General features: G+C 60.1%; 22 protein-coding genes. 4 read left to right on the plus strand and 18 right to left on the minus strand.

Annotated elements, in window-relative coordinates; genetic code table 11:
* Positions 1-71: 71 nt before the first annotated feature.
* From L0U79_RS08540 to L0U79_RS08550, 3 genes are read left to right on the plus strand one after another with little or no spacing between them, the layout of a single operon-like run.
* Positions 72-311 carry a FeoA family protein gene (locus L0U79_RS08540; protein WP_233841434.1) on the plus strand — a complete coding sequence of 80 codons (240 nt, stop codon included), beginning with the start codon at positions 72-74 and terminating at the stop codon, positions 309-311.
* The gene (locus tag L0U79_RS08545; RefSeq protein ID WP_233841435.1) at positions 308-2,149 is read left to right on the plus strand and encodes a ferrous iron transporter B; all 1,842 of its coding nucleotides are present in this window, start codon (positions 308-310) and stop codon (positions 2,147-2,149) included. The genes L0U79_RS08540 and L0U79_RS08545 overlap by 4 nt, the downstream gene beginning before the upstream one ends.
* Positions 2,146-2,448 (plus strand): DUF6587 family protein, encoded by a 303-nt coding sequence (locus L0U79_RS08550; protein WP_233841436.1) that lies wholly within the window; start codon positions 2,146-2,148, stop codon positions 2,446-2,448. Before L0U79_RS08545 ends, L0U79_RS08550 begins: the two co-directional genes overlap by 4 nt.
* Positions 2,449-2,527: 79 nt before the next feature.
* Here L0U79_RS08550 and L0U79_RS08555 read toward each other — a convergent pair whose 3' ends face one another.
* From L0U79_RS08555 to L0U79_RS08580, 6 genes are all read right to left on the minus strand, one after another.
* On the minus strand, positions 2,528-3,544 hold the full coding sequence (locus L0U79_RS08555; RefSeq protein WP_233841437.1) for a phospholipase D-like domain-containing protein: 1,017 nt from the start codon (positions 3,542-3,544) through the stop codon (positions 2,528-2,530).
* Between the two features lie 311 nt (positions 3,545-3,855).
* Positions 3,856-5,277: a hypothetical protein gene (locus L0U79_RS08560; RefSeq protein ID WP_233841438.1), complete on the minus strand. Its 1,422-nt coding sequence runs from the start codon at positions 5,275-5,277 to the stop codon at positions 3,856-3,858.
* A gap of 50 nt (positions 5,278-5,327) precedes the next feature.
* Entirely contained in the window at positions 5,328-7,019 is a 1,692-nt protein-coding gene (locus L0U79_RS08565; RefSeq protein ID WP_233841439.1) for a molecular chaperone HscC, read from the minus strand.
* A gap of 61 nt (positions 7,020-7,080) precedes the next feature.
* Complete coding sequence (locus L0U79_RS08570) at positions 7,081-8,688, minus strand: carboxyl transferase domain-containing protein (protein ID WP_233841440.1); 1,608 nt, start codon at positions 8,686-8,688, stop codon at positions 7,081-7,083.
* Between the two features lie 139 nt (positions 8,689-8,827).
* Positions 8,828-9,214, minus strand: a complete 387-nt coding sequence (locus L0U79_RS08575; protein WP_233841441.1) for a hypothetical protein — start codon at positions 9,212-9,214, stop codon at positions 8,828-8,830.
* A 155-nt stretch (positions 9,215-9,369) separates the two neighbouring features.
* Positions 9,370-10,554, minus strand: coding sequence for an acetyl-CoA C-acyltransferase (locus tag L0U79_RS08580; protein ID WP_233841442.1), 1,185 nt, complete (start codon positions 10,552-10,554; stop codon positions 9,370-9,372).
* A gap of 275 nt (positions 10,555-10,829) precedes the next feature.
* Between L0U79_RS08580 and L0U79_RS08585 the strand changes: the two genes are divergently transcribed.
* Entirely contained in the window at positions 10,830-13,670 is a 2,841-nt protein-coding gene (locus L0U79_RS08585; RefSeq protein ID WP_233841443.1) for an autotransporter serine protease, read from the plus strand.
* A gap of 107 nt (positions 13,671-13,777) precedes the next feature.
* Here the strand turns inward: L0U79_RS08585 and L0U79_RS08590 are convergent, their stop codons facing one another.
* From L0U79_RS08590 to L0U79_RS08645, 12 genes are all read right to left on the minus strand, one after another.
* Complete coding sequence (locus L0U79_RS08590; RefSeq protein WP_233841444.1) at positions 13,778-14,935, minus strand: isovaleryl-CoA dehydrogenase; 1,158 nt, start codon at positions 14,933-14,935, stop codon at positions 13,778-13,780.
* A gap of 120 nt (positions 14,936-15,055) precedes the next feature.
* Complete coding sequence (locus L0U79_RS08595) at positions 15,056-15,496, minus strand: excinuclease (protein ID WP_233841445.1); 441 nt, start codon at positions 15,494-15,496, stop codon at positions 15,056-15,058.
* Positions 15,497-15,567: 71 nt separating this feature from the next.
* Entirely contained in the window at positions 15,568-16,296 is a 729-nt protein-coding gene (fabG, locus tag L0U79_RS08600) for a 3-oxoacyl-ACP reductase FabG (protein ID WP_233841446.1), read from the minus strand.
* Positions 16,289-16,756: a hotdog family protein gene (locus L0U79_RS08605; protein ID WP_233841447.1), complete on the minus strand. Its 468-nt coding sequence runs from the start codon at positions 16,754-16,756 to the stop codon at positions 16,289-16,291. Before L0U79_RS08605 ends, fabG begins: the two co-directional genes overlap by 8 nt.
* The gene (locus L0U79_RS08610) at positions 16,753-17,943 is read right to left on the minus strand and encodes a beta-ketoacyl-ACP synthase (protein ID WP_233841448.1); all 1,191 of its coding nucleotides are present in this window, start codon (positions 17,941-17,943) and stop codon (positions 16,753-16,755) included. Before L0U79_RS08610 ends, L0U79_RS08605 begins: the two co-directional genes overlap by 4 nt.
* On the minus strand, positions 17,940-18,653 hold the full coding sequence (locus L0U79_RS08615) for a class I SAM-dependent methyltransferase (protein WP_233841449.1): 714 nt from the start codon (positions 18,651-18,653) through the stop codon (positions 17,940-17,942). The genes L0U79_RS08610 and L0U79_RS08615 overlap by 4 nt, the downstream gene beginning before the upstream one ends.
* Entirely contained in the window at positions 18,650-19,111 is a 462-nt protein-coding gene (locus L0U79_RS08620; RefSeq protein WP_345778428.1) for an acyl-CoA thioesterase, read from the minus strand. The genes L0U79_RS08615 and L0U79_RS08620 overlap by 4 nt, the downstream gene beginning before the upstream one ends.
* Positions 19,101-20,081 carry a glycosyl transferase gene (locus L0U79_RS08625; protein ID WP_233841450.1) on the minus strand — a complete coding sequence of 327 codons (981 nt, stop codon included), beginning with the start codon at positions 20,079-20,081 and terminating at the stop codon, positions 19,101-19,103. Before L0U79_RS08625 ends, L0U79_RS08620 begins: the two co-directional genes overlap by 11 nt.
* Positions 20,078-20,434 carry an acyl-CoA synthetase gene (locus tag L0U79_RS08630; protein WP_233841451.1) on the minus strand — a complete coding sequence of 119 codons (357 nt, stop codon included), beginning with the start codon at positions 20,432-20,434 and terminating at the stop codon, positions 20,078-20,080. The genes L0U79_RS08625 and L0U79_RS08630 overlap by 4 nt, the downstream gene beginning before the upstream one ends.
* The gene (locus L0U79_RS08635) at positions 20,431-20,976 is read right to left on the minus strand and encodes a hypothetical protein (protein ID WP_233841452.1); all 546 of its coding nucleotides are present in this window, start codon (positions 20,974-20,976) and stop codon (positions 20,431-20,433) included. Before L0U79_RS08635 ends, L0U79_RS08630 begins: the two co-directional genes overlap by 4 nt.
* The gene (locus tag L0U79_RS08640; protein WP_233841453.1) at positions 20,964-21,233 is read right to left on the minus strand and encodes a phosphopantetheine-binding protein; all 270 of its coding nucleotides are present in this window, start codon (positions 21,231-21,233) and stop codon (positions 20,964-20,966) included. The genes L0U79_RS08635 and L0U79_RS08640 overlap by 13 nt, the downstream gene beginning before the upstream one ends.
* Complete coding sequence (locus L0U79_RS08645) at positions 21,230-21,961, minus strand: lysophospholipid acyltransferase family protein (RefSeq protein ID WP_233841454.1); 732 nt, start codon at positions 21,959-21,961, stop codon at positions 21,230-21,232. Before L0U79_RS08645 ends, L0U79_RS08640 begins: the two co-directional genes overlap by 4 nt.
* Positions 21,962-21,988: the final 27 nt, after the last annotated feature.

A 21,988-nucleotide genomic window follows, 5' to 3' on the forward strand; every position in this document is an offset into this window, starting at 1 on the left:
GGGCACCCCGCTGCACCATATGCGAAAAGAGGTTACAATGCGAACCATTCTTATTTAGAAGCGTAACAACTGTGCGCCTGTCCGATTTGCCGAAAGGTGCGTCCGCTGTGGTTGAACGAGTCGAAGATGCCCATGCCAACGATCTGATCGCGCAACGCCTGCGCGACCTGGGTTTTGTCGCGGGCGAACGCGTGAAGCTGGTGGCGAGTGGTCCGGTGGGTGCGGACCCGTTGCTGATCCAGATCGGCTCGACGCGCTTTGCGTTGCGCCGCGCCGAAGCCGCGCGCGTCGCGGTGCAGGAGGTCGCATGAGCGCCGGTTCTTTGCGCATCGCCCTGGTCGGCAATCCCAATTGCGGCAAGACGGCGCTGTTCAATCAGCTGACGGGCGGCCGCCAGAAAGTGGCGAATTACGCCGGCGTGACCGTCGAACGCAAAGAAGGTCGATTCACCGCGCCGTCCGGCCGCGTGATGCAGATTTTGGATCTGCCCGGCACGTACAGTTTCGACGCCGCCAGCCCCGACGAGCAAATCACCCGCGACGTGCTGGAAGGCAACTATCCCGGCGAAGCGGCGCCCGATCTGATCATCTGCGTGGCCGATGCGACGAATTTGCGTTTGCATCTGCGCTTCGTACTGGAAGTGAAACGCCTCGGTCGTCCCGTGGTGCTTGCGTTGAACATGATGGACGCGGCGCGCCATCGCGGCATCGTTATCGATGTGCCGAAACTGCAGCGACGTCTCGGCATTCCGGTGGTGGAAACCATCGCGGTGAAACGCGGCGGCACGCGCGCCTTGGTCGAACGTGTCGACGGCGATTTGCCAGATGCGCCGGTCGCCTTGCCCGACGATCCCGAAAGCCGCGCCAGCTTGCACGATGAAGTGCGTCAGCTGCTGGCGGAAACGGTCGCCATGCCGCGCGCTACCGCGCGCATCGACGACGCGCTCGACCGCTGGGCGTTGCATCCGGTATTCGGCTTGCTGACCTTGGCCTTGGTGATGTTTCTCGTGTTCCAGGCGGTGTACGCCTCGGGCAAGCCGATGAGCGATCTGATCGGTCAAGGGTTCGCGTGGCTCGGCGCGCACGTGGCGACCGTGTTGCCGGAAGGTCCGCTGCAAGGTCTGGTGGTCAACGGTTTGTTCGGCGGCATCGGCACGGTGCTCGGATTTTTGCCCGTGATCCTGGTGTTGTTCTTCTTCATTCTGATGCTGGAAGAATCGGGTTACCTACCGCGCGCCGCGTTCCTGCTCGACCGATTGATGGTGTCGGTGGGATTGACCGGGCGTTCGTTTATTCCGTTGTTGTCGAGTTTCGCGTGCGCGATTCCCGGCATCATGGGTACGCGCAGCATCACCGATCCGCGCGATCGTCTCGCGACCATTCTCGTCGCGCCTTTGATGACGTGCTCGGCGCGCTTGCCGGTGTACGCATTGCTGATCGGCGCATTTATTCCGACGCGTCGCGTGTTGGGCATTTTCAATCTGCAAGGCGTGGTGTTGTTCGCCCTGTATGTGGCGGGCATCGCCGGCGCGATGGCGGTGGGCTGGGTCATCAAGCGCGTTCGCCGCGATAAGAGCGAACACGCGTTGCTAATGGAACTGCCTTCGTATCGCTTGCCCAGAGTGCGCGACGTCGCCATCGGTTTGTGGGAACGCGGCGCGATCTTTCTCAAGCGCCTCACGGGTGTGATTCTGGCGTTGACGGTGTTGATGTGGTTTATCTCCACCTTCCCGGCGCCGCCCGCAGGTGCGATCGGTCCGGCCATCAATTACAGCTTTGCCGGTTATCTCGGCAGATTCCTGCAGCACATCTTTGCGCCGTTGGGTTTTAACTGGCAGATCAGTTTGTCGCTGATTCCCGCGTTCGCCGCGCGCGAAACGGCGGTGGCGACGCTGGCGACCGTCTACGCGGTCAGTGGCGACGCGGCGCAGGGCGGTCTCGCGCATGCGCTGACCGGAAACTTCTCGCTGGCCACGGCGTTGTCGTTGCTGGTGTGGTTTGCGTTTGCGCCGCAATGCATGTCCACGCTGGCGGTGATTCGTCGCGAAACCAATTCGTGGCGCAATGTAGCGATCTCGTTCAGCTACATGTTTGTCGTGGCTTACGCGGCGTCGCTGATCACGTATCAAGTCGCGAGGTTGTTCGTGTGAGCACGAGTTTGCTGGTTCAATACGTGGTGATCGGGCTGGTCGTGTCGATCAGCGCGTTGGTCGCGTTTCGCAAGCTGGCGCCGCAACTCACCAATCGTTGGCTTGCCGCGGCGTCGATTCATTTCGCCCGACCTGGGCACGCGGCATGGGTTCGTTCGTTCGGTCGCCATTTGCAGCCGAAACAAGCCACCGGCAATTGCAGCGACGGTTGCAGCACCTGCGGTGCGTGCGGCCCGAAACCGCCGGCCAGCGCGCATCGCGACGCCGTGCCGTTGCATTTCCGTCCGCGACAACACTGAACCTCTGCAGTGCGCGCGAACTGCTCCCCCTCGGCGTCCCGAGAGGGAACAGATCATTAGCGAATAACCGCCGCATCGATTACCAGGGCGTACCGCCCGCGTAGTCGTTGCTGATGGTCGTTTCGAGCTGTTGCATGATGCTTGCGTTGGTTGTGGTCAAACCGAGTTCGCGATTCTCCGTCAATGATGCGCTGGAGAAATTTTCCGAACCTACGAACGCCACGGCTGACGTCTGGCCATAGTCGGCCAAGATCGCCTTAGCGTGAATATAGAAACCCGTGCTGGTGTCGGGATACGTGCTCACGTTGCAGCCAGCGTTGGTCAGCGTGTCGAATTCGCTGGCGTAATCGTTGTTGTCGTTGACCATGGCGATCTGCACGCTCACGCCGTTTGTGCAGGCGTTCGCCAAGGCATTGACGATGGCGCTGTCGCTCATCTCCTCGTTTTCCACCAACAGACTGTACTTAGCGTTGTTGATGATGTTGAGCAAGGACGTCTGCGCATTGGTAGGGCTCCACACCAGATCGTCACCGACCGGCGGAGTCACCGTGCTGTGTGCGTAATCCTTGGCGAACGTGCTTTCGATAGCGGTGATGTCGTTGGCATCGTTTTCGATCACCGCGTAGTCGCGGCTGGTGCTGTAGTAACGGCTCGTCAGGTTGAGGGTCATGATCGCGGTTTGCGCGTTCGACGTGCCCGCGTCGATGGTGATCGTTTTCTGATGCGTGGCGTGATACTTCGTGTACGCCCACACCACGCTCGCGCCGCAGCTATGGAGCTGGTTGTAAGCGGCCGTGTTGTTGCTCTTCTCCAGGTTCACGTCCAGGATCACGCGCACCTTCACGCCGCGAGCGACGGCACTGCACAGGTCGTTCTGCGCGGTAGTGTCCTGCAGCTCGTACATCGTCATATCGAGCGTCGACTTGGCGGCGTTGATCAGGCTGTAGATCGAGGTGAGTCCTTGATCGGGCTCGATCACCAGCGTCTGCGTGCCTTGCGCGCTTGCCGTCGAGGCGATACCGAACGCACAAGCGACTGCCAAGGCGGTAGACAGAGCGGTTTTCGCAACGTTAGAACGTTCACTATGGTTTTTCATGACTTGATCCTTGTGTCCAGTTGGATGGAGACGCATTCCCTGCGCTGATCCGCAGCCGCGCTCCCTACGCGGCTTCTTCGGCTGGCCGGCGATGCCGGTTTTCCCCTTTAAACGCGATGCGTTTGCAACGCAGCCGAAGGCGCGCATCTCAACGGGTGCGCATGACAAGAATCTTGCTGTCGCATGGCAGGCGGTACGCGTATTTAAGCTGCGTGCGCCTTCGTCACGAATGAGTGAACGCTAAGAAAAATAAGATCGATCAAAACGTGATGGGTGACTTGCGCGCATCTGACGAACGCTATGCTGCACGATCAACGACCGGCGAGTTTGGGGTGCACATAAGCGCGGTGCTGCCAGAAATCGACAAGCAAAATCGCGAATGTGACGATCGCCATAAAGGGAACAAACAAATCGGACATGCCTTGCATGCGCGACAAGGCGCTTGTAGTGGCGATGCCGATCCAGACGATGGCGCGCGTCGAAGCGGTTATGCGCATGAGAAAATGATCTTTGTCGTTCGTGCGGCGTCTGAATTTTCGTATGGCGAATAGAAAGCTCACCACAACGATGGCGCCAGATAAAATCGGTGCGCCCAATGCGGGCAAAATCAAACCAAACACGCACAACGCCGGAATGGCGAGGCGTTTGAGCCACGGACGGCGAGTGGGTGCGTACTCCGGCATGCCTTGCCAGCGATCGAACCACACGCTTCCGATGTAGAGCAGCCAAATGCCGAAGACGCAGGCCACTGTCGCCGCGAAAACTACCGTCACGCGCTCTGCCGAAACATCGATTTGGGATGTCGACTCGGGCGGAAACGCCTTCATCAGAAAATAAACGGTCGACACACCGGTAGCGATGAGCAACGCTTTGATGAGCATCCGAATCGAATCGACCGCAAATCGGGCCTGGGTCATCGGGCCGTTTTTTTCCGTCGCCTGATACCAGAATTGCGCGTGATGCCGATCGATCGAAGGTGGCAGTTCCTGGAAGCCGCCAGGGCCCAGCAACGCGCGGACCAGCTTGCCGATTTCATGTCGGCGGCCCCAAAGCAACGACGCGATCAGTGCGCGGGGCCACGCGAACGGGCGCTGCAAAAACGCGATATCTTTCGCAAGGTAGGCGACGTCCGGCTTGCTGCCGGATTGCTTGCCGATCCGTTGTGCAAGCGCGGGATAATTGGCGGGGACCAACTCCCATTGGATCATCTGCTTGATGCGCAGCTTTTGCAGCGCGATCGGGTCGATGCCCGAGAGCACGTGGTCCAGATCGAAAAAATCGAGCAACGTATCCAGGCGGTCGGGAGCCATCGCGCGCGGTTTCTGGAATAAACGCTGCAGCACCAGATGACCAACGTGTTGCTTAACCTGGATGGACCAGAACTCTTGGCGACTTTGCAACCACTGGCGCAAAGCGTCCGGGTTCTCCGCTTCCGCGGCGATTTGAATGACGTCGTTGGCCAGCGCGTTGAAGTCCACTCGGGGCGCCGTGACGGTCGCAGCAGGCGCCTGGGTGGATGGTGCTGGCGCGTGCGTCGAAACGGGTGCTTCGGCGGGCGACTGCGTAGTTTCTTGATGCGCGCGCGTCACGGTCGCAGTTTGTTCCGGCGCCGGGGAGGGACGTGCGTTCGCGTGCGCGAGCGCCGTTTTGTATGCGGCGTGCAGTTGCTGAAAGGCTTGCGGATCGTCGTCCGGGCGCGTCGTTTTCAGCAAGCGCGCATAAGCGCGTTTCACGGATGCGGCATCCGCATCCGGCCGGAGTCCGAGCAACTCGAACGCGCCCTTCAAAGCTGGGTCTCCAGCGAATCCAATGCGCCGCTGAAATTTTGGCGGTGCTCCTGGATCAGGCGATGGTCCTGCGTTTCCAGTATTTGCCGAAAATGCGTGATCCATTGCTGGAGCACATCCCGAGCCGAAAGATGCTCTTCGAACAAACGCTCGGCGCGGGCTAGCAGGGCGATGTTTTCCTGTTTCGAACGCGGATGGATTTTCAGTTCCGACAATGCAGCCAAGCGCGTGCGAATGTCATCGTCGCTAAGCATGCCGGGGTTCTGCTGCAATACGATCTCATGACGAAAGCCGCTGATCTTGGGTGTGGCCTCCACTTGCAGCACGCCATTGATGTCGTACGTGAAGCGAACCATGACTTCGTTTTGCTGGATGGACAATGTTGGATTCAACGGAATATCCAGCTCGCCGAGCTTGATATTGTTTTCCACCATCGGGTTTTCGCCCTGATAAATCTGCAACGTCAGTTTGGTTTGTCGTTCGCTTATCGGGTAATAGCTGCTTTCCCGACTGATCGGCACCACACTGTTGCGCTGAATGACCGGCGAAAAGATCCCGTGCTGTACATGCCCTTGCTCGCCGCGTTGGCTTACGTCGATGCCTAACGTGTAAGGGCAAACATCGGTAAGGATCACTTCGTCCAGCTTCGCATTGCGACTCTTCAAGCCGGCAGCAACGCAGGCGCCAAACGCGATGGCTTCGTCGGGATTGACATGGCGCAACGGCAACTTGCCGAACATGCGTGCGATCAATCTGGAAATCAGCGGCATGCGGCTCGCGCCGCCGACCAGTACGATTTCGTCGAGCTGCTCGGGCCGCAAATGCGCATCGCGAAGAGCCCGTTCCAGCGGCATGCGCATGCGTTGCAGCAGCGGATCGGCCAAGTGCGCAAAGCGTTCTTGATCGATGTGCCACGCAATATCGTGCTTGCCGATTAGACCTTCGATGCGGACTTCCAGCTGTTGGCTCAGCGTGCGCTTGGCAAGCTCCAGCTTGCGACGCAGCAAGCCTCGCTCGACGGGTGAAAAATCGTCGCCGCGCAATTTCAGATCGCCGAGGCAGGCCGTTTGCAAGGCGTCGAGAAAATCTTCGCCGCCGAGATAATTGTCGCCGGCACTGGCGTGCACTTCGACCACACCCTCGAACATTTCAAGCACCGACACGTCGAACGTGCCGCCGCCGAGATCGAAGATAAGAAAACGGCTGCCTTCCTTGCGTTCCTGCAATCCGTACGCGAGTGCCGCTGCCGTGGGTTCGTTGATCAGGCGCTCGACCCGGATGCCGGCCAGTTCGCCTGCCGCGCGCGTGGCTTTGCGTTGCGCGTCGGAGAAATAGGCGGGCACGCTGATCACCGCTTCCCGGACTTTCTCCCCCAATGCGGCTTCGGCGTCGGCCAGCAACGAACGCAATACGAGCGCGGAAAGCTCCTCCGGACGGAATACGCGCGGACCCAACTGCGTTTCGCGCGCCGTGCCCATCCACCGCTTGAACGCGGCGACGCTGGCTTGGGGGTGGCTGATCAACCGATCTTGCGCGGCGGCGCCGACTAGCATATGGCCGTCGTCAGCGACGCTGACGACGGACGGAGTCAAAGTGTCGCCCAGCGCATTGCGGAAAAGTTTCGGACCTTCTTCGCTGTAATAGCCGATTAGCGAATGCGTGGTACCGAGATCGATGCCAACGATCATGTGTTGCCCCCTGAAACGTCCTTGAGCCTCATGTCGCTCATCGTTGAGCGACAGAGAAATACTACATGCGGAATACGCCGTAACGCTGCGGTTCGATCGGCGCATTCAATGACGCGGAGATCGCGAGCCCCAACACGCGGCGCGTGTCGGCCGGATCGATAATGCCGTCGTCCCACAGGCGCGCGCTAGCGTAGTAGGGGTGGCCCTGGCGTTCGTATTGATCGCGAATCGGCGCCTTGAACGCTTCTTCGCTTTCCGCGCTCCAGCTTTGACCGGCCGCTTCCATGCCGTCGCGTTTCACCGTCGCCAGCACGCTTGCAGCTTGTTCGCCGCCCATGACGCTGATGCGCGCGTTGGGCCACATCCACAAGAAACGTGCGCCGTAAGCGCGGCCGCACATTGCATAGTTGCCGGCGCCGAAGCTACCGCCGATCACGACGGTGAATTTCGGTACGTGCGAACACGCGACGGCGGTCACCATCTTCGCGCCGTCTTTCGCAATGCCGGCGTTCTCGTATTTCTTGCCGACCATGAAGCCGGTGATGTTCTGCAGAAATACCAGCGGCACGTTGCGCTGATTGCAAAGCTCGATAAAGTGCGCGCCCTTGAGCGCGGACTCGGAAAACAGAATGCCATTGTTGGCGACGATGCCGACGGGGTAGCCGTGGATGTGCGCGAACCCGCACACCAGCGTTTTGCCGTAGCGCGCTTTGAATTCGTGGAATTCGGAGCCGTCGACGATACGCGCGATCACTTCGCGGATATCGAACGGACGGCGCGTGTCCTGCGGGATCACGCCATAGAGTTCTTCCGCCGCGTAACGCGGTTCCGCCGGCGGCTGCACGGCAAGCGGCATAGGTTTGGTGCGATTGAGGCTGGCAACGATATCGCGCGCGATCGACAGCGCATGGGTGTCGTTCTCGGCGAAATGATCGGCCACGCCCGAGGTGGAGGTGTGTACGTCCGCGCCGCCGAGCGCTTCGGCGTCTACCACTTCGCCGGTGGCCGCTTTCACCAGCGGCGGACCACCGAGGAAGATCGTGCCTTGTTCGCGCACGATGATGGTTTCGTCGCTCATTGCCGGCACATACGCGCCGCCGGCGGTGCACGAACCCATCACTACGGCGATCTGCGGAATGCCCAATCCCGACATGCGCGCCTGGTTGTAGAAGATGCGGCCGAAATGTTCCTTGTCCGGAAACACCTCGTCCTGCATGGGCAAGAAGGCGCCGCCGGAATCCACCAGATAGATGCAGGGCAGGCGGTTTTCCAACGCCACTTCCTGGGCGCGCAAATGCTTCTTCACCGTCATCGGGAAATAGGTGCCGCCCTTGACGGTCGCGTCGTTGGCGACCACCACCACTTCCTTGCCATGCACGCGGCCGATACCGGTGATGATGCCGGCGGCGGGCGCCGCATCGTCATACATGCCGTGCGCCGCAAGCGGCGAAAGCTCCAGAAACGGCGAGCCGGGATCGAGCAGTGCGCGAATACGTTCGCGCGGCAGCAGCTTGCCGCGCGCGGTGTGCTTTTCGCGCGCCTTGGCGCCGCCACCTTCCGCGGTGCGCGACAGTTGCTGATGCAGGTCGTCGACCAGGGTGCGCAGTTGCGTGCTGCTTGCCTGAAACTCGGGCGAGCGGGGATCGATTTGCGAGAGGAGAGCGCTCATGGTGTCGGATGCAACCATCGGGGCAAACCGTGGATGATAGCCGGCCGGGTTGCCGATCTGTACCGAAGCTCTCGAGCTGTGCCCATAAAAAAACCGGCCACCCGAAGGTGGCCGGTTTCATGCAGCTTCGTACGAAGGATTACTTGCCGCCCTTGGAGGCGTCCTTCGCAGCGGTCGCAGCGGACTTGGCTGCATCGGCAGCCTTGCCAGCAGCTTGCGACGCATCGGAAGCGGCAGCCTTCATCGCATCGCCAGCAGCCGGCGCGGCGGTGGAAGCCGGAGCAGCAGCAGCGGTCGAAGCCGGAGCCGCAGCCGGAGCAGCAGCGGTCGAAGCCGGTGCAGCAGCCGGGGTGGCAGCCGTGGAAGCAGCAGCGGCCTTCTGAGCCTGGTCAGCAGCCTGCGTAGCAGCTTGCTGGGCCTGATCAGCCGACTTCTGCGCGTCCTGTGCGCTGTCCTGCGCGCCGTTGCTGCAAGCCGCCAGCAGCGCGACGAGCGCAGAGGCGAGAAGGGTACGCGTTAACTTCATGGTGGATCTCCTTAGCCGTGGAATGCCAATTGGCAGATTATTAATAGCGCTTTCACGTTTTCTGCGCTACCGGTTTCAACAAACAACTTTTAAGCCGCATTAAACCTAGCCGGGGTCGATACGCCCCCGACCGGTCGTTTGATGCAATGCGAGACTTAGTCCAAACGCTCCACGGCGATGGCGGTCGCTTCGCCGCCGCCGATGCAAAGCGAGGCAACTCCGCGACGCAAACCGCGCGTTTTCAATGCGTTGAGCAAGGTCACCACCAAGCGTGCGCCGCTCGCGCCGATCGGATGGCCGAGTGCGCAGGCGCCGCCGTTGACGTTGAGCTTGTCGTGCGGAATGCCCAGTTCGCGCATCGGCGCCATGGCCACCACGGCGAAGGCTTCGTTGACTTCGAACAAGTCCACGTCGGCAACCTTCCAGCCGGCCTTGTCGAGCACCTTGCTGATCGCGCTAACCGGCGCGGTGGTGAACCATTCCGGTTCTTGCGAATGCGTGGCATGGGCCACGATGCGTGCGAGCGGTTTTACCCCACGCGCCTTGGCGTCGTCGGCCGACAGCAGGATGACTGCCGCCGCACCGTCGGAAATGCTCGACGAACTTGCCGCGGTGATGGTGCCGTTTTCCTTGCGGAAAGCCGGACGCAACGAGGGGATTTTGCCGATGTCGGAACGGCCGGGCTGCTCGTCGGTATCGACCTGCACGTCGCCCTTTTTGCCGGCGACGGTGACCGGCGCGATTTCGTCGGCGAACGCGCCCGACTGCTGCGCAGCTTGGGAACGCTTTACCGATTCGATGGCGAAAGCATCTTGTTCCTCGCGGGTGAAGTGGTACTTGTCGGCGCACAGTTCGCCGAACACGCCCATCGCCTTGCCGTCATACGGATTGGTAAGACCGTCCCACGCCATGTGATCGACAAGCTTGGCGTCGCCATAGCGAAGGCCGCCGCGCGCGTTGACCATGTGCGGAGCGTTGGTCATCGACTCCATGCCGCCCGCCACCACCACGGCGGCCGAACCGGCTTTGATCAAGTCGTGCCCAAGCATGATGGCTTTCATGCCCGAACCGCAGACCTTGTTGATGGTGGTGCAACCGGTGCCAGCGGGAAGCCCGGCCTGCAGCGTCGCCTGACGCGCAGGCGCCTGGCCGAGGTTGGCCGGCAGCACGCAGCCCATGATCACTTCGCCGACATCCTTGGCATCGAGGCCCGATTGCTCCAGCGCCGCACGGATAGCGGTCGCGCCGAGTGTAGGGGTTGGTACGCCGGTGAACTGGCCGAGAAAGGAACCGATGGCGGTGCGCTTGGCACCTGCAATAACAACGCTGACGTCCGACATGGGGGATCTCCGGGGGAGCTTTGAGGCGGTTGGCGCCGAGGAAATAACTTGCGAATTATCGCAGCCTACGATGCAAAGCAGCAAATCGGATTTTTCGTGAGAAATCACGCATTTGGCGGAACGAATTTTTCTCGCAATCCTACAAACCATCCGAATAAGCTATGAGCGAACGCCGTTATGGGAGTAATGGCGTTCCTACAAGGGTGAAGACATTACGCACGGCTCACTGGGTGAGGGATATGACAATAGGGACGCAGGCATGGCGCCGCCGAGACATGGCGCTTTTGATCAGTCTTGCTCTGGGATTGAGCGCATGCGGAGGAGGGGGCGGCAGCAGCAATGTCAGGTCGTCGTCGGCGACGCCTACGCCAACGCCGTCGCCGAGTTCGAATGTTCCCCAGCCGCCCATCAATGCACAGCTTGCGCTGACAAACACCTACGCCGCGCACAACCAGGGATACACCGGCGCCGGCGTCACTATCGGTGTGGTCGACAGCGGCATCATGCCAAACAATCCCGCGGTGGCGGGTCGAGTTCAACAAGAAATCATCGACGTCGACCCGTCGACCAACAACGTCAACATTCCCGATGTGGTCGGCCATGGCACCTGGGTGTCGCAGATTGCGGCCGGTCAGTCGTTCGGCAGTTTCGCTGGCGGTATTGCGCCTGGCGCAACGCTTGTTTCGGCACGCATCATCGACGACAACGCGCCCGACGATAACGGCTCTTCGCCGCCTGTGCAGGTCACCACGTCCGATGCGCAGTTTTTTCAGAGCGTCACCGGCCAGATGATCAATTCCGGCGTAAAGGTCATGAACAATTCCTGGGGCGGCATTACCTGGGACACGACCAACGCGCAGTTGAATCAAGCGTTCGATCAGGCGTATTCGTCCTTCGTCGAACAACACAACGGACTGGTTGTGTTTGCCGCGGGCAACGATTCGCAAAGCAATCCAAGCACGATCGCCATGTTGCCGACGGTGGTTCAAGGGTCCGACGCGAATCTGCAAAAGGGCTGGCTAGTGGCCGTGGCGCTCAATAGCAACAGTCCAACGCAATTGGACAGCTATTCGAACAAGTGCGGCAGCGCGATGAATTATTGTCTTGCGGCGCCGGGCGATGTGATCGTGCTCGACAAGGACACATTGGCGTCCACCACCAACCCCTCGTATTACATCGTCGAAGGAACATCGTTCGCCGCGCCTGAAGTGTCGGGTGCGGCGGCGCTGGTATGGCAGGCGTATCCGTATTTCAGCAACGGCCTTGTGCGGCAGACATTGCTGGGCACCGCGACGCCGCTCGGCGGTTCGCAGCCTAATCCCACATTCGGCTACGGCGTGTTGAATGTCGGCGCAGCGGTAAACGGTCCCCAGCAATTCAACTGGGGCAATGTCGAAGTCGGTTTCAACGGCACGTCGAGTTGGAACAATCCCATTTCGGGCGCGGGCGGTTTGATCTTGGATGGGCCGGGCACGCTGACTCTTAGTCAGCCTTCCACTTATACGGGCGGTACCACCGTTACCGGGGGCACCTTGAATGCCGTGTCGCTCAATTCGAGCGTCAACATCGGATCGGCCGGCACGCTGGCCATCACGGGAAATTCTGCGGGGGTCACGACGCCGTTGATATCCGGCAACGTGGTAAGCAACGGCACGTTGGTCGTCGGCAGTTCCAACCTGACCATGACGGGCAACTACACGCAAACGGGCGGACGACTGGCGGTACCGCTGGGATCGGCGTTGCAGGTGACCGGCAGCGCGACACTTGCAAGCGGTCCGCAGTTGTACGTTTACGGTGCCGATTCGGGATACATCATCAATTCGAGGACCATGGTTCTTACAGCCTCGCAGGGACTCACCGGTCGATTCTCGAACACGAGCCCATTGGCTGCGCCATCGGTCGTCTTGAACGCGACGCTCGTTTATGACCCGAATGATGCGTACCTCAACGTCACCAACGCGAACCTGACGACCATTACCGGCATTCAATATTCGATGGCGACACTCGCCGGCGCGGCGCGCACGCAAAGCGCGTTCAACACGATCAGCAGCGCTATCCAGAGCGGCTCGGCGGCGCAGGCATTGCCGAGCAGTTTCGTAAGCGGTGCGGCAAGCATTCAGCAGACGCAAACCACAGCAGCTTTGAAGCAATCGCTCGACAGCCTGTCCGGCCAAATGTATGCCGCCAGCGCCGCGATGACGTTCGAAGCCATCGACGCTGATACGCGTGCGCTGTCCGATCGCTTCGACAGTCTGCTCGACAATCCGCAAGCCTTCAGCCGCGCCAGCAAATTCCAAAGCTGGTCGCAGAATCTGGGTTATCAGGGCAGCTATTCGCGCAGCGGTTACGACAACCTGGGATTCCAGCTCAACGGGCAGATGGTAGGCGGCGACCAGATGTTCGGTAACGGCGGCATCGTCGGTTACGCGATCAGTCACAGCCAGGGTTTGGGCAACTTGCAGCAGACCGCCGACCAAGGTTTCAGCCGTGCGCTGGAAGGCATGATCTACGGCGGTTTCGTGCACGGTGATTGGTACACGATGGGTCGCTTCGGCGTTGGTAACGATTGGCAGAATACGCGTCGTGAACTGCTGCTCGGCGGCCAGACCGCCGGTGTCTCCAGTTTCAGTAACGGCCGTTACCAAGTCGCGTACAGCGAAAGCGGTTATCGCTTCAATGTCGGCAAATGGAAATTCACGCCGTACGCGAATCTGCAATACGCCAATGTCGAGCGCGACGGATTCAACGAACTCGGTGGCGACGGCTTTGGTTTGATGTCCGGCTCGCAATCGATTCAACGGTGGCAGGCGGGGCTTGGCTTCCGCGGTACGCGTCAATGGTTGATGGCCAACGGCACCAGTCTGAGCTTGCAAGCACGATTGCTATGGCAGGATGCATTCGCCATGCGCGGCGTATTGCCGAATGCCAGCTTCACTGCTTTGCAGCAGTTCTCGCCGATCGAAGGTATCGGCTTGTCGCGTTACGGCGGTGTCGCCGGCCTTGCGTTGAATTGGACGTTCTCGCCGCGCTCGAATCTATCGATGGGCGTGGACGAATACGATGCGCAACATGCGCGCGCCACGATGGGAACGGTTAACTACAGCTTGCGGTTCTGATTGCCTTTTACGCCCTCTCCCCTTTGGGGAGAGGGCCGGGGTGAGGGGCCAACCTTGCAGGAAAGTTGAAGTCTTAAAGCACCCTTCAAGCTCATTCAAAGCAGGCCTTACTGCCTGCCATGAAACAACTCCCGCCCAATCAACATCCGCCGAATTTCATTCGTTCCCGCGCCGATTTCATAAAGCTTCGCATCGCGCAGCAATCGCCCGGTGGGATATTCGTTGATATAACCGTTGCCGCCCAGCGTCTGAATCGCTTCCAGCGCCACCTGCACCGCATTCTCCGATGCATTGAGCAAGCACGCCGCCGGATCGATACGCGATTTGACGCCCGCATCGAATTCCTTGGCCACCATATACGCAAACCCGCGCGAACTCTGCAGCTTGGTATACATATCGGCAATCTTCGCCTGCATGATGCCAAACGTGCCGATGGGAGCATTGAACTGCTTGCGATCGCGCACATACGGCAACGCGATATCCATCGCCGCTTGCATCAAACCGATCGGGCCACCGGATAGAACAAGGCGTTCCGTATCCAGGCCGCTCATCAGTACGCGCACGCCTTCGTTCACTTCGCCCACGATGTTTTCGGACGGAATCTCGCAATTCTCGAACACCAGCTCGCAGGTGTTGGAGCCGCGCATGCCGAGCTTGTCCAGCTTCTGCGCCGTGCTGAAACCCTTCATGCCTTTTTCAACGATAAACGCCGTCATGCAGCGGCTACCGACATTGCGTGGCGCGGTGCGCATATACACCAGCAATACATCCGCATCGGGACCGTTGGTGATCCACATCTTCGAACCGTTGGCGATCCATACGTCGCCTTGCTGTTCGGCATGGCACGTCATCGAGCCGACGACATCCGATCCCGCGCCCGGCTCGCTCATCGCGAGCGCGCCGACGTATTCGCCGGAGCAAAGCTTGGGAATGTATTTGCGGCGCTGCGCTTCGTTGCCGTTATGGAAAATGTTCTGCACGCACAAGTTGGAATGCGCGCCATACGAAAGTCCGACCGAACCGGAAGCGCGCGAGATCTCCTCCATCGCCACCATATGCGCGAGGAAACCCATGCCGCTGCCGCCGTATTCCTCCGGCACGGTAATGCCGAGCAGTCCCATATTGCCCATCTTGCGCCACAAATCGTTCGGGAACAGGTTGTCGCGATCGATATGGTCGGCGCGCGGCGAAATCTCCTTTTCCGCGAAGGCGGAAACGCTTTCGCGTAGCAGATCGATCTCTTCACCGAGCGGAAACGGACGCATAAGAAACTCCGGGGAAAGGGGCTTTAGCCCGTCAATTGTAGCCCAGGCGGCTGTTAACACCCTGACGCGGCGCAGCGTAGGTCAGGGTATGCGTCCGCTCGCCCCGGTTTAAGGAAACAATTACGGCTGCACTTTCGCCAAATTGCCTTTCATGATGACCCCGGACATGAGAAAGCCGATATGACATTCGTATTTCTCGCCGTCGCGATATTCCTGATCGTAATCGCTGACGATGCCCACCACCGCGTTGGCGCCAGCTTCCTTTGCTTCTGCCTGCAGGCTGATCAACGCCGACTGCAGCGCCCAATCGCACGTCGGCTGATCTTTCTTGCCGAACGCGTTGGTCTTGCGGTTAACGCTCACATTCTCTTTGACGACGGTGACCTGTCCATTGGGCTGATTGCCAGCCAGATAAAATTTCACCGTGCCATCCAGCTTGCCCGACTGCGTGGCTTCGGCCACCGCGTTTGCAAACGGATAGTGTTCGATTTTGTCTTTGGCCGATGCCAGGCATGGAATCGCGAGCATCAACGCAATAAGAATCTGAGCCTTTGCTTTCATACCTTCTCTCCCTTTAATGGTTTCAGCAAAGAACGGCTTGCATTCCTTGCGGCGCATCTTTCATTCGATGTTCAACACAAACCGCCATTGACAGCGAGCACTTGGCGAGTGATGTAACTGGCTTCAGGGCTCATCAGAAATTGCACCGCCGCAGCGACTTCGTCCGCGTTGCCGGCACGCTGCATCGGAATCATTTTCAAGATTTCCTCCAGCGGCACGTCGTCGCTGGTCATGTCGGTATCGATCAGGCCGGGCGCGACGCAGTTCACCGTGATCTTGCGTTTGGCTAGTTCCACCGCCAGCGCTTTGGCTGCGCCGATAACGCCCGCTTTGGAGGCGCTGTAATTCACTTGACCGCGATTGCCGATCAAACCCGATACCGAGGTGATGCAAACGATACGCCCCGCCTGACGGCGACGAATCATGGGCATGATGATCGGATGCAGCACGTTGTAGAAACCGTCGAGGTTGGTGCGCAATACCAGATCCCAATCCTCGTCGCTAAGCGCGGGGAATGCGCCGTCGCGCGTCAGTCCCGCGTTGCATACCACGCCGTAATAAGCACCGTGCTTTTCGACATCCGCTTCGAGCGCGGCAACGCATGCGGCGCGTTCGGCGACATCGAATTGAAGAATGCGCGCCGATCTGCCGAGCGCTTGAATGTCTGCGCGAACCTGTTCGGCTTCGTCGCGGCGGCTGCGGCAATGAACAACGATGTCGTAGCCCGCTTGCGCCAGTCGCAGCGCAATGGCGCGGCCGATGCCGCGGCTGGAGCCGGTGACGAGAACGGTGTCAGTCATGCGATGTCTCCCCGGCAATCTGATTGAAATACGTATCGATATCGGCAGGGCTATAAACGTTCAGCCGAGCTTCGGCGTAACCATCGGGCGCTTCGATGCGGCAGTTGAAAACGGCCATGCCCTGTTCGTCGTGAAACGAGCGCTCCGCCTCGACGCGCAAGTGCGCTCCTTCCGCAAACGCATCGACGTTGCAAACATAGTGGCGTGTTCCCAGCAGAAAGCCCATTTGCACGGGTCGTTGCTCAGCGCGCGCCCGACAGCCGGCCCAAGCCGCGATAGCCTGCGCCATCAATTCCACACCCGCCCACGAGGGCAGGCAACCGTCGGCATCCACAAACATGTCGCCGGCGCGCACCATGCGCGTGCAGACGATACGTTCGTCTTTCACGTCTTCAATGCCGTCGAGCAAAATCATGTCGCCCGCGTGCGGCACGACGTCGGCAATCGGCCAAGACTTCATGCCGCATCCCCGAGCACGAGCGCCGCATTGTTGCCGCCGAAGGCGAAGGAATTGCTCATCAAATAACGCCGGCCATCTGCGGGAAGGTGGCTGCCCACATGCGTGAAGTTCAATGCGGGGAGCGACGGATCGGCCACGCCATCCCACCGATGCGGCGGCAAGCGACGTTCCGCGCGTTTGTCGGAAAGGCTCAACCAACAGAATGCCGCTTCCAACGCACCCGCCGCGGCCAGCGTGTGGCCGGTGAGCGATTTCGTAGAAGAGCAGGGCACGTCGTTGCTGAACATGCTCGCCACAGCGAGGCTTTCCATACTGTCGTTGTGCTCGGTGGCCGTGCCGTGAAGATTGATGTAGTCGATACGCGATGCATCCAAGCCTGCGTGATCAAGCGCATCGCGCATGGCCTTCAACGCGCCGGTACCTTGCGGGTCTGGCGAAGACATATGGTATGCATCGGAACTTGCGCCGCCGCCAAACAACTGCACATCCGCCGACTCGCGCGTCATCAGGAACAGCGCGGCGGCTTCACCGATATTGATGCCGCGACGATGTTTGGAGAACGGATCGCAACGCTGCATATCCACCGCTTCCAGCGCATGAAAACCATTGATCGCCAAGCGGCACAGCGTGTCGACGCCACCGCACAGCACGGCATCGCACAAGCCAAGGCGCAGCAAGCGTTGCGCGCTCAACAACGCACGAGCGCCCGACGTACATGCCGTGGAAATGCTGTAGCACGGACCTGCGAGCGACAACCACTCGGCGAGAAACTCCGCCGGCGCCGCAAGCTCTTGGTGTGCATAGCGATAATCGGCCGGCCACGTACCGTTGCGGCGAAACGCGTCGATGCCTTGCGTAGCTTCTTCGATGCCGGTCGTGCTGGTGCCCAGCACCACGCCGATGCGAGCGGAACCGTAACGCGCTATGGCTGCACGAATATCGGCTTCGATTTCCAGCGCCGCCATGAGTAGCAAACGATTATTACGATTGTCGCGTCGATCGATCAGCGGCTCGGGAATCGCGGGCAGCGCGACATCCACCGCGCCCAGCGGCGGAACATGTCCGGGAATCCATCCTTGCGCTGGGCGGATACAACGGTCGTCGCCTGCAAACAACGCCTCGGCGACAGCGGCTTTGCCGACGCCGAGATTGCAAGCGATGCCCAGAGAAGGAAGATACGTGTTCATGCCGGCTTGCATACCGCGGCGTTGACCAGCGTTTCCTCGCGTTGCCCGGGCGGCGGCGGCGCGCGCAAGCCCCAGCGCTCCATCAGGCCGAAATCCTTGGATCGACTCCACCAAAGATAAGGGAAGGAAACCTGTTTGGCGTCAAACGCAAAACCCTGTTGACGCAGCATCCCCAGATATTCGTCCGCGCTTTTCTGCACTTCCATGGGATGGCGAAAAAACCAGCGAATCACCCAGGTGTCGATATAAGCCTTGGTGGATTCGGCAAACAACAACCAGCCGCCGGGCTTCAATACGCGCCAGAACTCGGCGAGCGCGCGTTCCTGTTCCACCAAATGATGAAACGTCTGATGGCAGAACACGATATCGACGCTGGCATCCGACAGCGGAATCTTCGCGCAATCGGCGGTATGCAATTCGACTGGAATGCCTTCGAGATCGGCTTCGGCCTGCGCAAGCGACACGCTATGCGGATCGGCGTCCAAGCCAAGCAGATGCGTCGGCGCAAATGCATCGCGCAGCAGGCGAAACGATTTGCCTTGTCCGCATCCGACGTCGAGCAGAGCCCCGCCTTGCGGCAACGGCTCGCCGATCAGGCGCTTCAAATCGTTGATCGCCACGCGCAACACATGATGCTGCCACGTGTAGGTGCGCAAGAAATGGAAGCCGATACGGGTTTCTTCGACGTAAGTAGGGCTTGCGTAATTCATGGCGCGACGGATGGCGTGGAAGGTTGAGAGGCGCGGTGCAATCGCTGCTCGACCGCATCGATAAACACTTGTGGCGATAGCAGTTGCATATCGCCGCTGGCGAGGTGAACAGCCACCTGCACGGTGCTGGCGCGCGTGATGCGTTGGCCGGTCTCGGCGTCGCGCACCAGGTAGTGAATCAACAATCGATTCTGCCATTCGATCAAATCGGCGCGTACGCGCAGCCGTTGACCGAAACGCGCGGCCTGCACGTAGCGCAGTTGCATGTCGATCACCGGCCACGCGTAACCGGATTCTTTCATCTGCACATAGTTGTGGCCGACATCGTCGAGCAGGGCGCAGCGCGCGATTTCCAAGTACTTGACGTAATGGCCATGCCATACGACGTTGATCGAGTCGACGTCGAAGAACGGTACAAGCACGTCGACTTCCGTTTGCAGAACGCCGCTAGTGCGCATCGGCGGTCTCCTTGTTCGAGGCTGGCGAGGCCGGTTGCCAATAAGCGTAGAAGTTGAACCACTGCTGGGGCGCGATCAAGCACTGCGTCGCCAGATGATCCGCGTAGCGTTGCACCCAGTTCTGAATGGTCGCATCGCGCTGGCCGCGCGACCACTGCGCCTGATCGAGAAACGGGTCGAGATAGATGCGATAGCGGCCTTGCACCTTCAAGCAACACAGCAGATTGACAGGACAGCGCAGCAAGCCTGCCATCAGCCACGGCCCTTGCGGAAAGGCTGCGGCGTGGCCCAGAAAATCCACGCTGAGGCGTCGCCCGTCATGCAGCGGCACGCGGTCGCCGGCAATCGCCAGCCATTCGCCGCGGTCCAGACGCTGCGACAAATCCATCATCATCGCCGTGTCCAGTTCGGTGACTTGAATCAGCCGCATGCTGCGGTCGCCGGCTTCGCCCAACAGTCGATTGAACTGCGCGACGTGACGGTTATGCACCAGCACATTCAGCGGCACTTGCTCGCTCAATTCGGCCATCGCGCGGCACACATCCGGGTTGCCCAGATGGGTGACCACCAGCATTTCACCACGACCACCATGATGGCTACGCAGCAATCGTGCGCGTACGCCCGAAGGATCGACCAGTTGCACCTGCTCGAAACGCAATCGACCGCGCCACACATCGAGCCGGTCTAACAGATTGTCGGCAAACGCCATGAACTGACCGAACACGCGGCCCAAGGTCGGGCGCAACGATGCGTCGCCGCTCCATGCGGCCAGATATGTTTGGTATTGCCGAATATTGCGTCGCGCGCTGCGAGCAGATGCGAAAAAGTACAGCACGATCAAATAAAGCACGGGCGCGAGCAGGCGACGCCCGAACACACGCACGCTAAGTGCGGTCAGTCGCATCAAAAAAAGGCTACCGCGTTCCTTGTGCGCGGACCAGTGACGTTCCTGCACCACGTGTTCGTTCATGCTTTGGCGCTCCATGCCAACCGGCCCGACGAATAGGCGATATCGCCGTAGCGGTACGCGAAATGTACTTTGTGACGATCGACGTCATGACGAAGCGTCAGATCCACACGATCGTCCGGGCGCAGCAATCGTTGAAATTTCAGCGCTTCCATCGATGTGCAGCGCAGAGGCGTGCCGAAGCGCTGGGATGCGAAAGCGAGCGCCCAGGCAATCTGGACGACACCCGGCAGCACCGGCGCCTTCGGAAAATGTCCGCCGAAATAGACCAGATCCTTAGGCACGCGCAATCCCAACGTCCAGACGCCGTCGTGTTGACGTTCGCTCAGAAGAACGGGATCGCGAGCCGTACTCATGTCGCACCCCGAAGTCGCTTGCGCAGCAGCCACTCGCCGACAAACAGCACGCCCATGATGAAATACACCAGCAAGCCGTTGTAGAGCGTCCACCATTTCAGCGGCGCCCACACTGTCAGTGCGGCGGACATCAGGCCGTTGAACACAAAGAATCCCACCCACACCCAGGTGACTTTGCGCGTATACGGGATCGCCGCATCGGGCAGATCCGGTTCGCGCACGCGCGCAATGCGCTCCACCAGCGGTGGCCCAAACTTCAGGCTCAAGCCAAATGCGCACAAAAGCAGCGCGCTGATCAATGTCGGATACCAGCGCAGCAATGCAGCCTCGCCGCTCAGCGCAAGCAACGCGCAGTACACCAGCGCGGCCGTCAGCATCCAGCGTCCGCCCGGTTCTTTCAGCAAACTCGGGGCGCGGATCAGCCAGATCGCGCCCAACACCAGTGCGAACATCGGCGGCGGCACGCGGTCCATGCCGAAATACACCACGAAGGGGTAGAGCACCCCCACGACCGGCAATAGGATGGAGGTTAGTTTGCGCATGCGTCCCGCTGTGCCTGCACAAAGGCAGCAAGGCTGGCGACGGTGGTGAAATGCTGTCGCGCATCCTTCGAATCGGAAGCGATGCGGATGTCGTAGCGTTTCTGCAACGCCAGCGCCAATTCCAGCGCATCCACCGAATCGAGGCCGAGTCCTTCGCCGAACAAGGGCAGATCGGGCGGAATATCCTCTACCGTCACATCCTCCAGATTGAGCGTGTCGATGATCAATTGCGCGATGTCCTGCTGCAGGGCATTCATAGCGAAAGCTCCTTAAGAAAGAGGTTGTGCAGATGTTCGTTGAGCCGACGCGAAGCAATCGGCAGCGGCGCGGAAGCATTGAATGTGTCGGGCGCGATATCCGCCCCCACGCGCAGCGTCACGCGCACGCGCCGTTCCGGTATGCGATACCAGGGTTCGGCTTTCGTCAGCGTGGTGGGTTTTACCGAGATAAAAACCGGCGTGATCACCTGCGCACCGCGCAGCGCGATAGCCGCCGCACCGCGGTGAAAAACCGGAGGCTGATTCGGCCCGGTGCGTGTGCCTTCTGGAAACACAATCAAGGTTTGCCCTTCGCGCAGCGCATCGGCGGCCTGTTCGAGCATTTCCGGGCTGCCGTTGTTGCTGATGTATTGCGCGCGGCGCACGGGGCCGCGCGTAAACGGATTGCGCCACATGCTTTCTTTGACGATGCAATTGGCGTCGCGAATATGCGCGATCAGAAACACCACGTCGATCAACGACGGATGGTTGGCGATCACGATCTGTCCTGGGCGACCCAGGCGTTCAGCACCTTGAAAGTCGTACTCCAGCACGGCGCTGCGATACATAAATTGCACATGCAGATAAAACGCTTTGCTGATCGCCATGCGAACGCGGCGCCGGCGCGTCAATGCATCGCCAGGCAACAACCCGAGCAACGGAAGAATGATCATGCGCAGTACCAAGCCGCCCAGACCGAACCATACGAAGCTCGCTCCGGTGGCCATCAGCCGCCAGAGATAGTTGCTCCCGCT

Origin of the sequence: Dyella sp. 2HG41-7, assembly GCF_021390675.1 — a bacterium.
Classification (GTDB): domain Bacteria; phylum Pseudomonadota; class Gammaproteobacteria; order Xanthomonadales; family Rhodanobacteraceae; genus Dyella_B.

Bases quoted from the DNA above. Each gene is read 5' to 3' on its own strand.
- L0U79_RS08580 (WP_233841442.1), bottom strand. From the start codon at position 10,554: ATGTCGGACGTCAGCGTTGTTATTGCAGGTGCCAAGCGCACCGCCATC.
- L0U79_RS08555 (WP_233841437.1), bottom strand. From the start codon at position 3,544: ATGAAAAACCATAGTGAACGTTCTAACGTTGCGAAAACCGCTCTGTCT.
- L0U79_RS08635 (WP_233841452.1), bottom strand. From the start codon at position 20,976: ATGCGCAAACTAACCTCCATCCTATTGCCGGTCGTGGGGGTGCTCTAC.
- L0U79_RS08575 (WP_233841441.1), bottom strand. From the start codon at position 9,214: ATGAAGTTAACGCGTACCCTTCTCGCCTCTGCGCTCGTCGCGCTGCTG.
- L0U79_RS08620 (WP_345778428.1), bottom strand. From the start codon at position 19,111: ATGCGCACTAGCGGCGTTCTGCAAACGGAAGTCGACGTGCTTGTACCG.
- L0U79_RS08625 (WP_233841450.1), bottom strand. From the start codon at position 20,081: ATGAACGAACACGTGGTGCAGGAACGTCACTGGTCCGCGCACAAGGAA.
- L0U79_RS08545 (WP_233841435.1), top strand. From the start codon at position 308: ATGAGCGCCGGTTCTTTGCGCATCGCCCTGGTCGGCAATCCCAATTGC.
- L0U79_RS08565 (WP_233841439.1), bottom strand. From the start codon at position 7,019: ATGATCGTTGGCATCGATCTCGGTACCACGCATTCGCTAATCGGCTAT.
- L0U79_RS08585 (WP_233841443.1), top strand. From the start codon at position 10,830: ATGGCGCTTTTGATCAGTCTTGCTCTGGGATTGAGCGCATGCGGAGGA.
- L0U79_RS08595 (WP_233841445.1), bottom strand. From the start codon at position 15,496: ATGAAAGCAAAGGCTCAGATTCTTATTGCGTTGATGCTCGCGATTCCA.
- L0U79_RS08645 (WP_233841454.1), bottom strand. From the start codon at position 21,961: ATGGCCACCGGAGCGAGCTTCGTATGGTTCGGTCTGGGCGGCTTGGTA.
- L0U79_RS08615 (WP_233841449.1), bottom strand. From the start codon at position 18,653: ATGAATTACGCAAGCCCTACTTACGTCGAAGAAACCCGTATCGGCTTC.
- fabG (WP_233841446.1), bottom strand. From the start codon at position 16,296: ATGACTGACACCGTTCTCGTCACCGGCTCCAGCCGCGGCATCGGCCGC.
- L0U79_RS08610 (WP_233841448.1), bottom strand. From the start codon at position 17,943: ATGAACACGTATCTTCCTTCTCTGGGCATCGCTTGCAATCTCGGCGTC.
- L0U79_RS08590 (WP_233841444.1), bottom strand. From the start codon at position 14,935: ATGCGTCCGTTTCCGCTCGGTGAAGAGATCGATCTGCTACGCGAAAGC.
- L0U79_RS08605 (WP_233841447.1), bottom strand. From the start codon at position 16,756: ATGAAGTCTTGGCCGATTGCCGACGTCGTGCCGCACGCGGGCGACATG.
- L0U79_RS08570 (WP_233841440.1), bottom strand. From the start codon at position 8,688: ATGAGCGCTCTCCTCTCGCAAATCGATCCCCGCTCGCCCGAGTTTCAG.
- L0U79_RS08640 (WP_233841453.1), bottom strand. From the start codon at position 21,233: ATGAATGCCCTGCAGCAGGACATCGCGCAATTGATCATCGACACGCTC.
- L0U79_RS08630 (WP_233841451.1), bottom strand. From the start codon at position 20,434: ATGAGTACGGCTCGCGATCCCGTTCTTCTGAGCGAACGTCAACACGAC.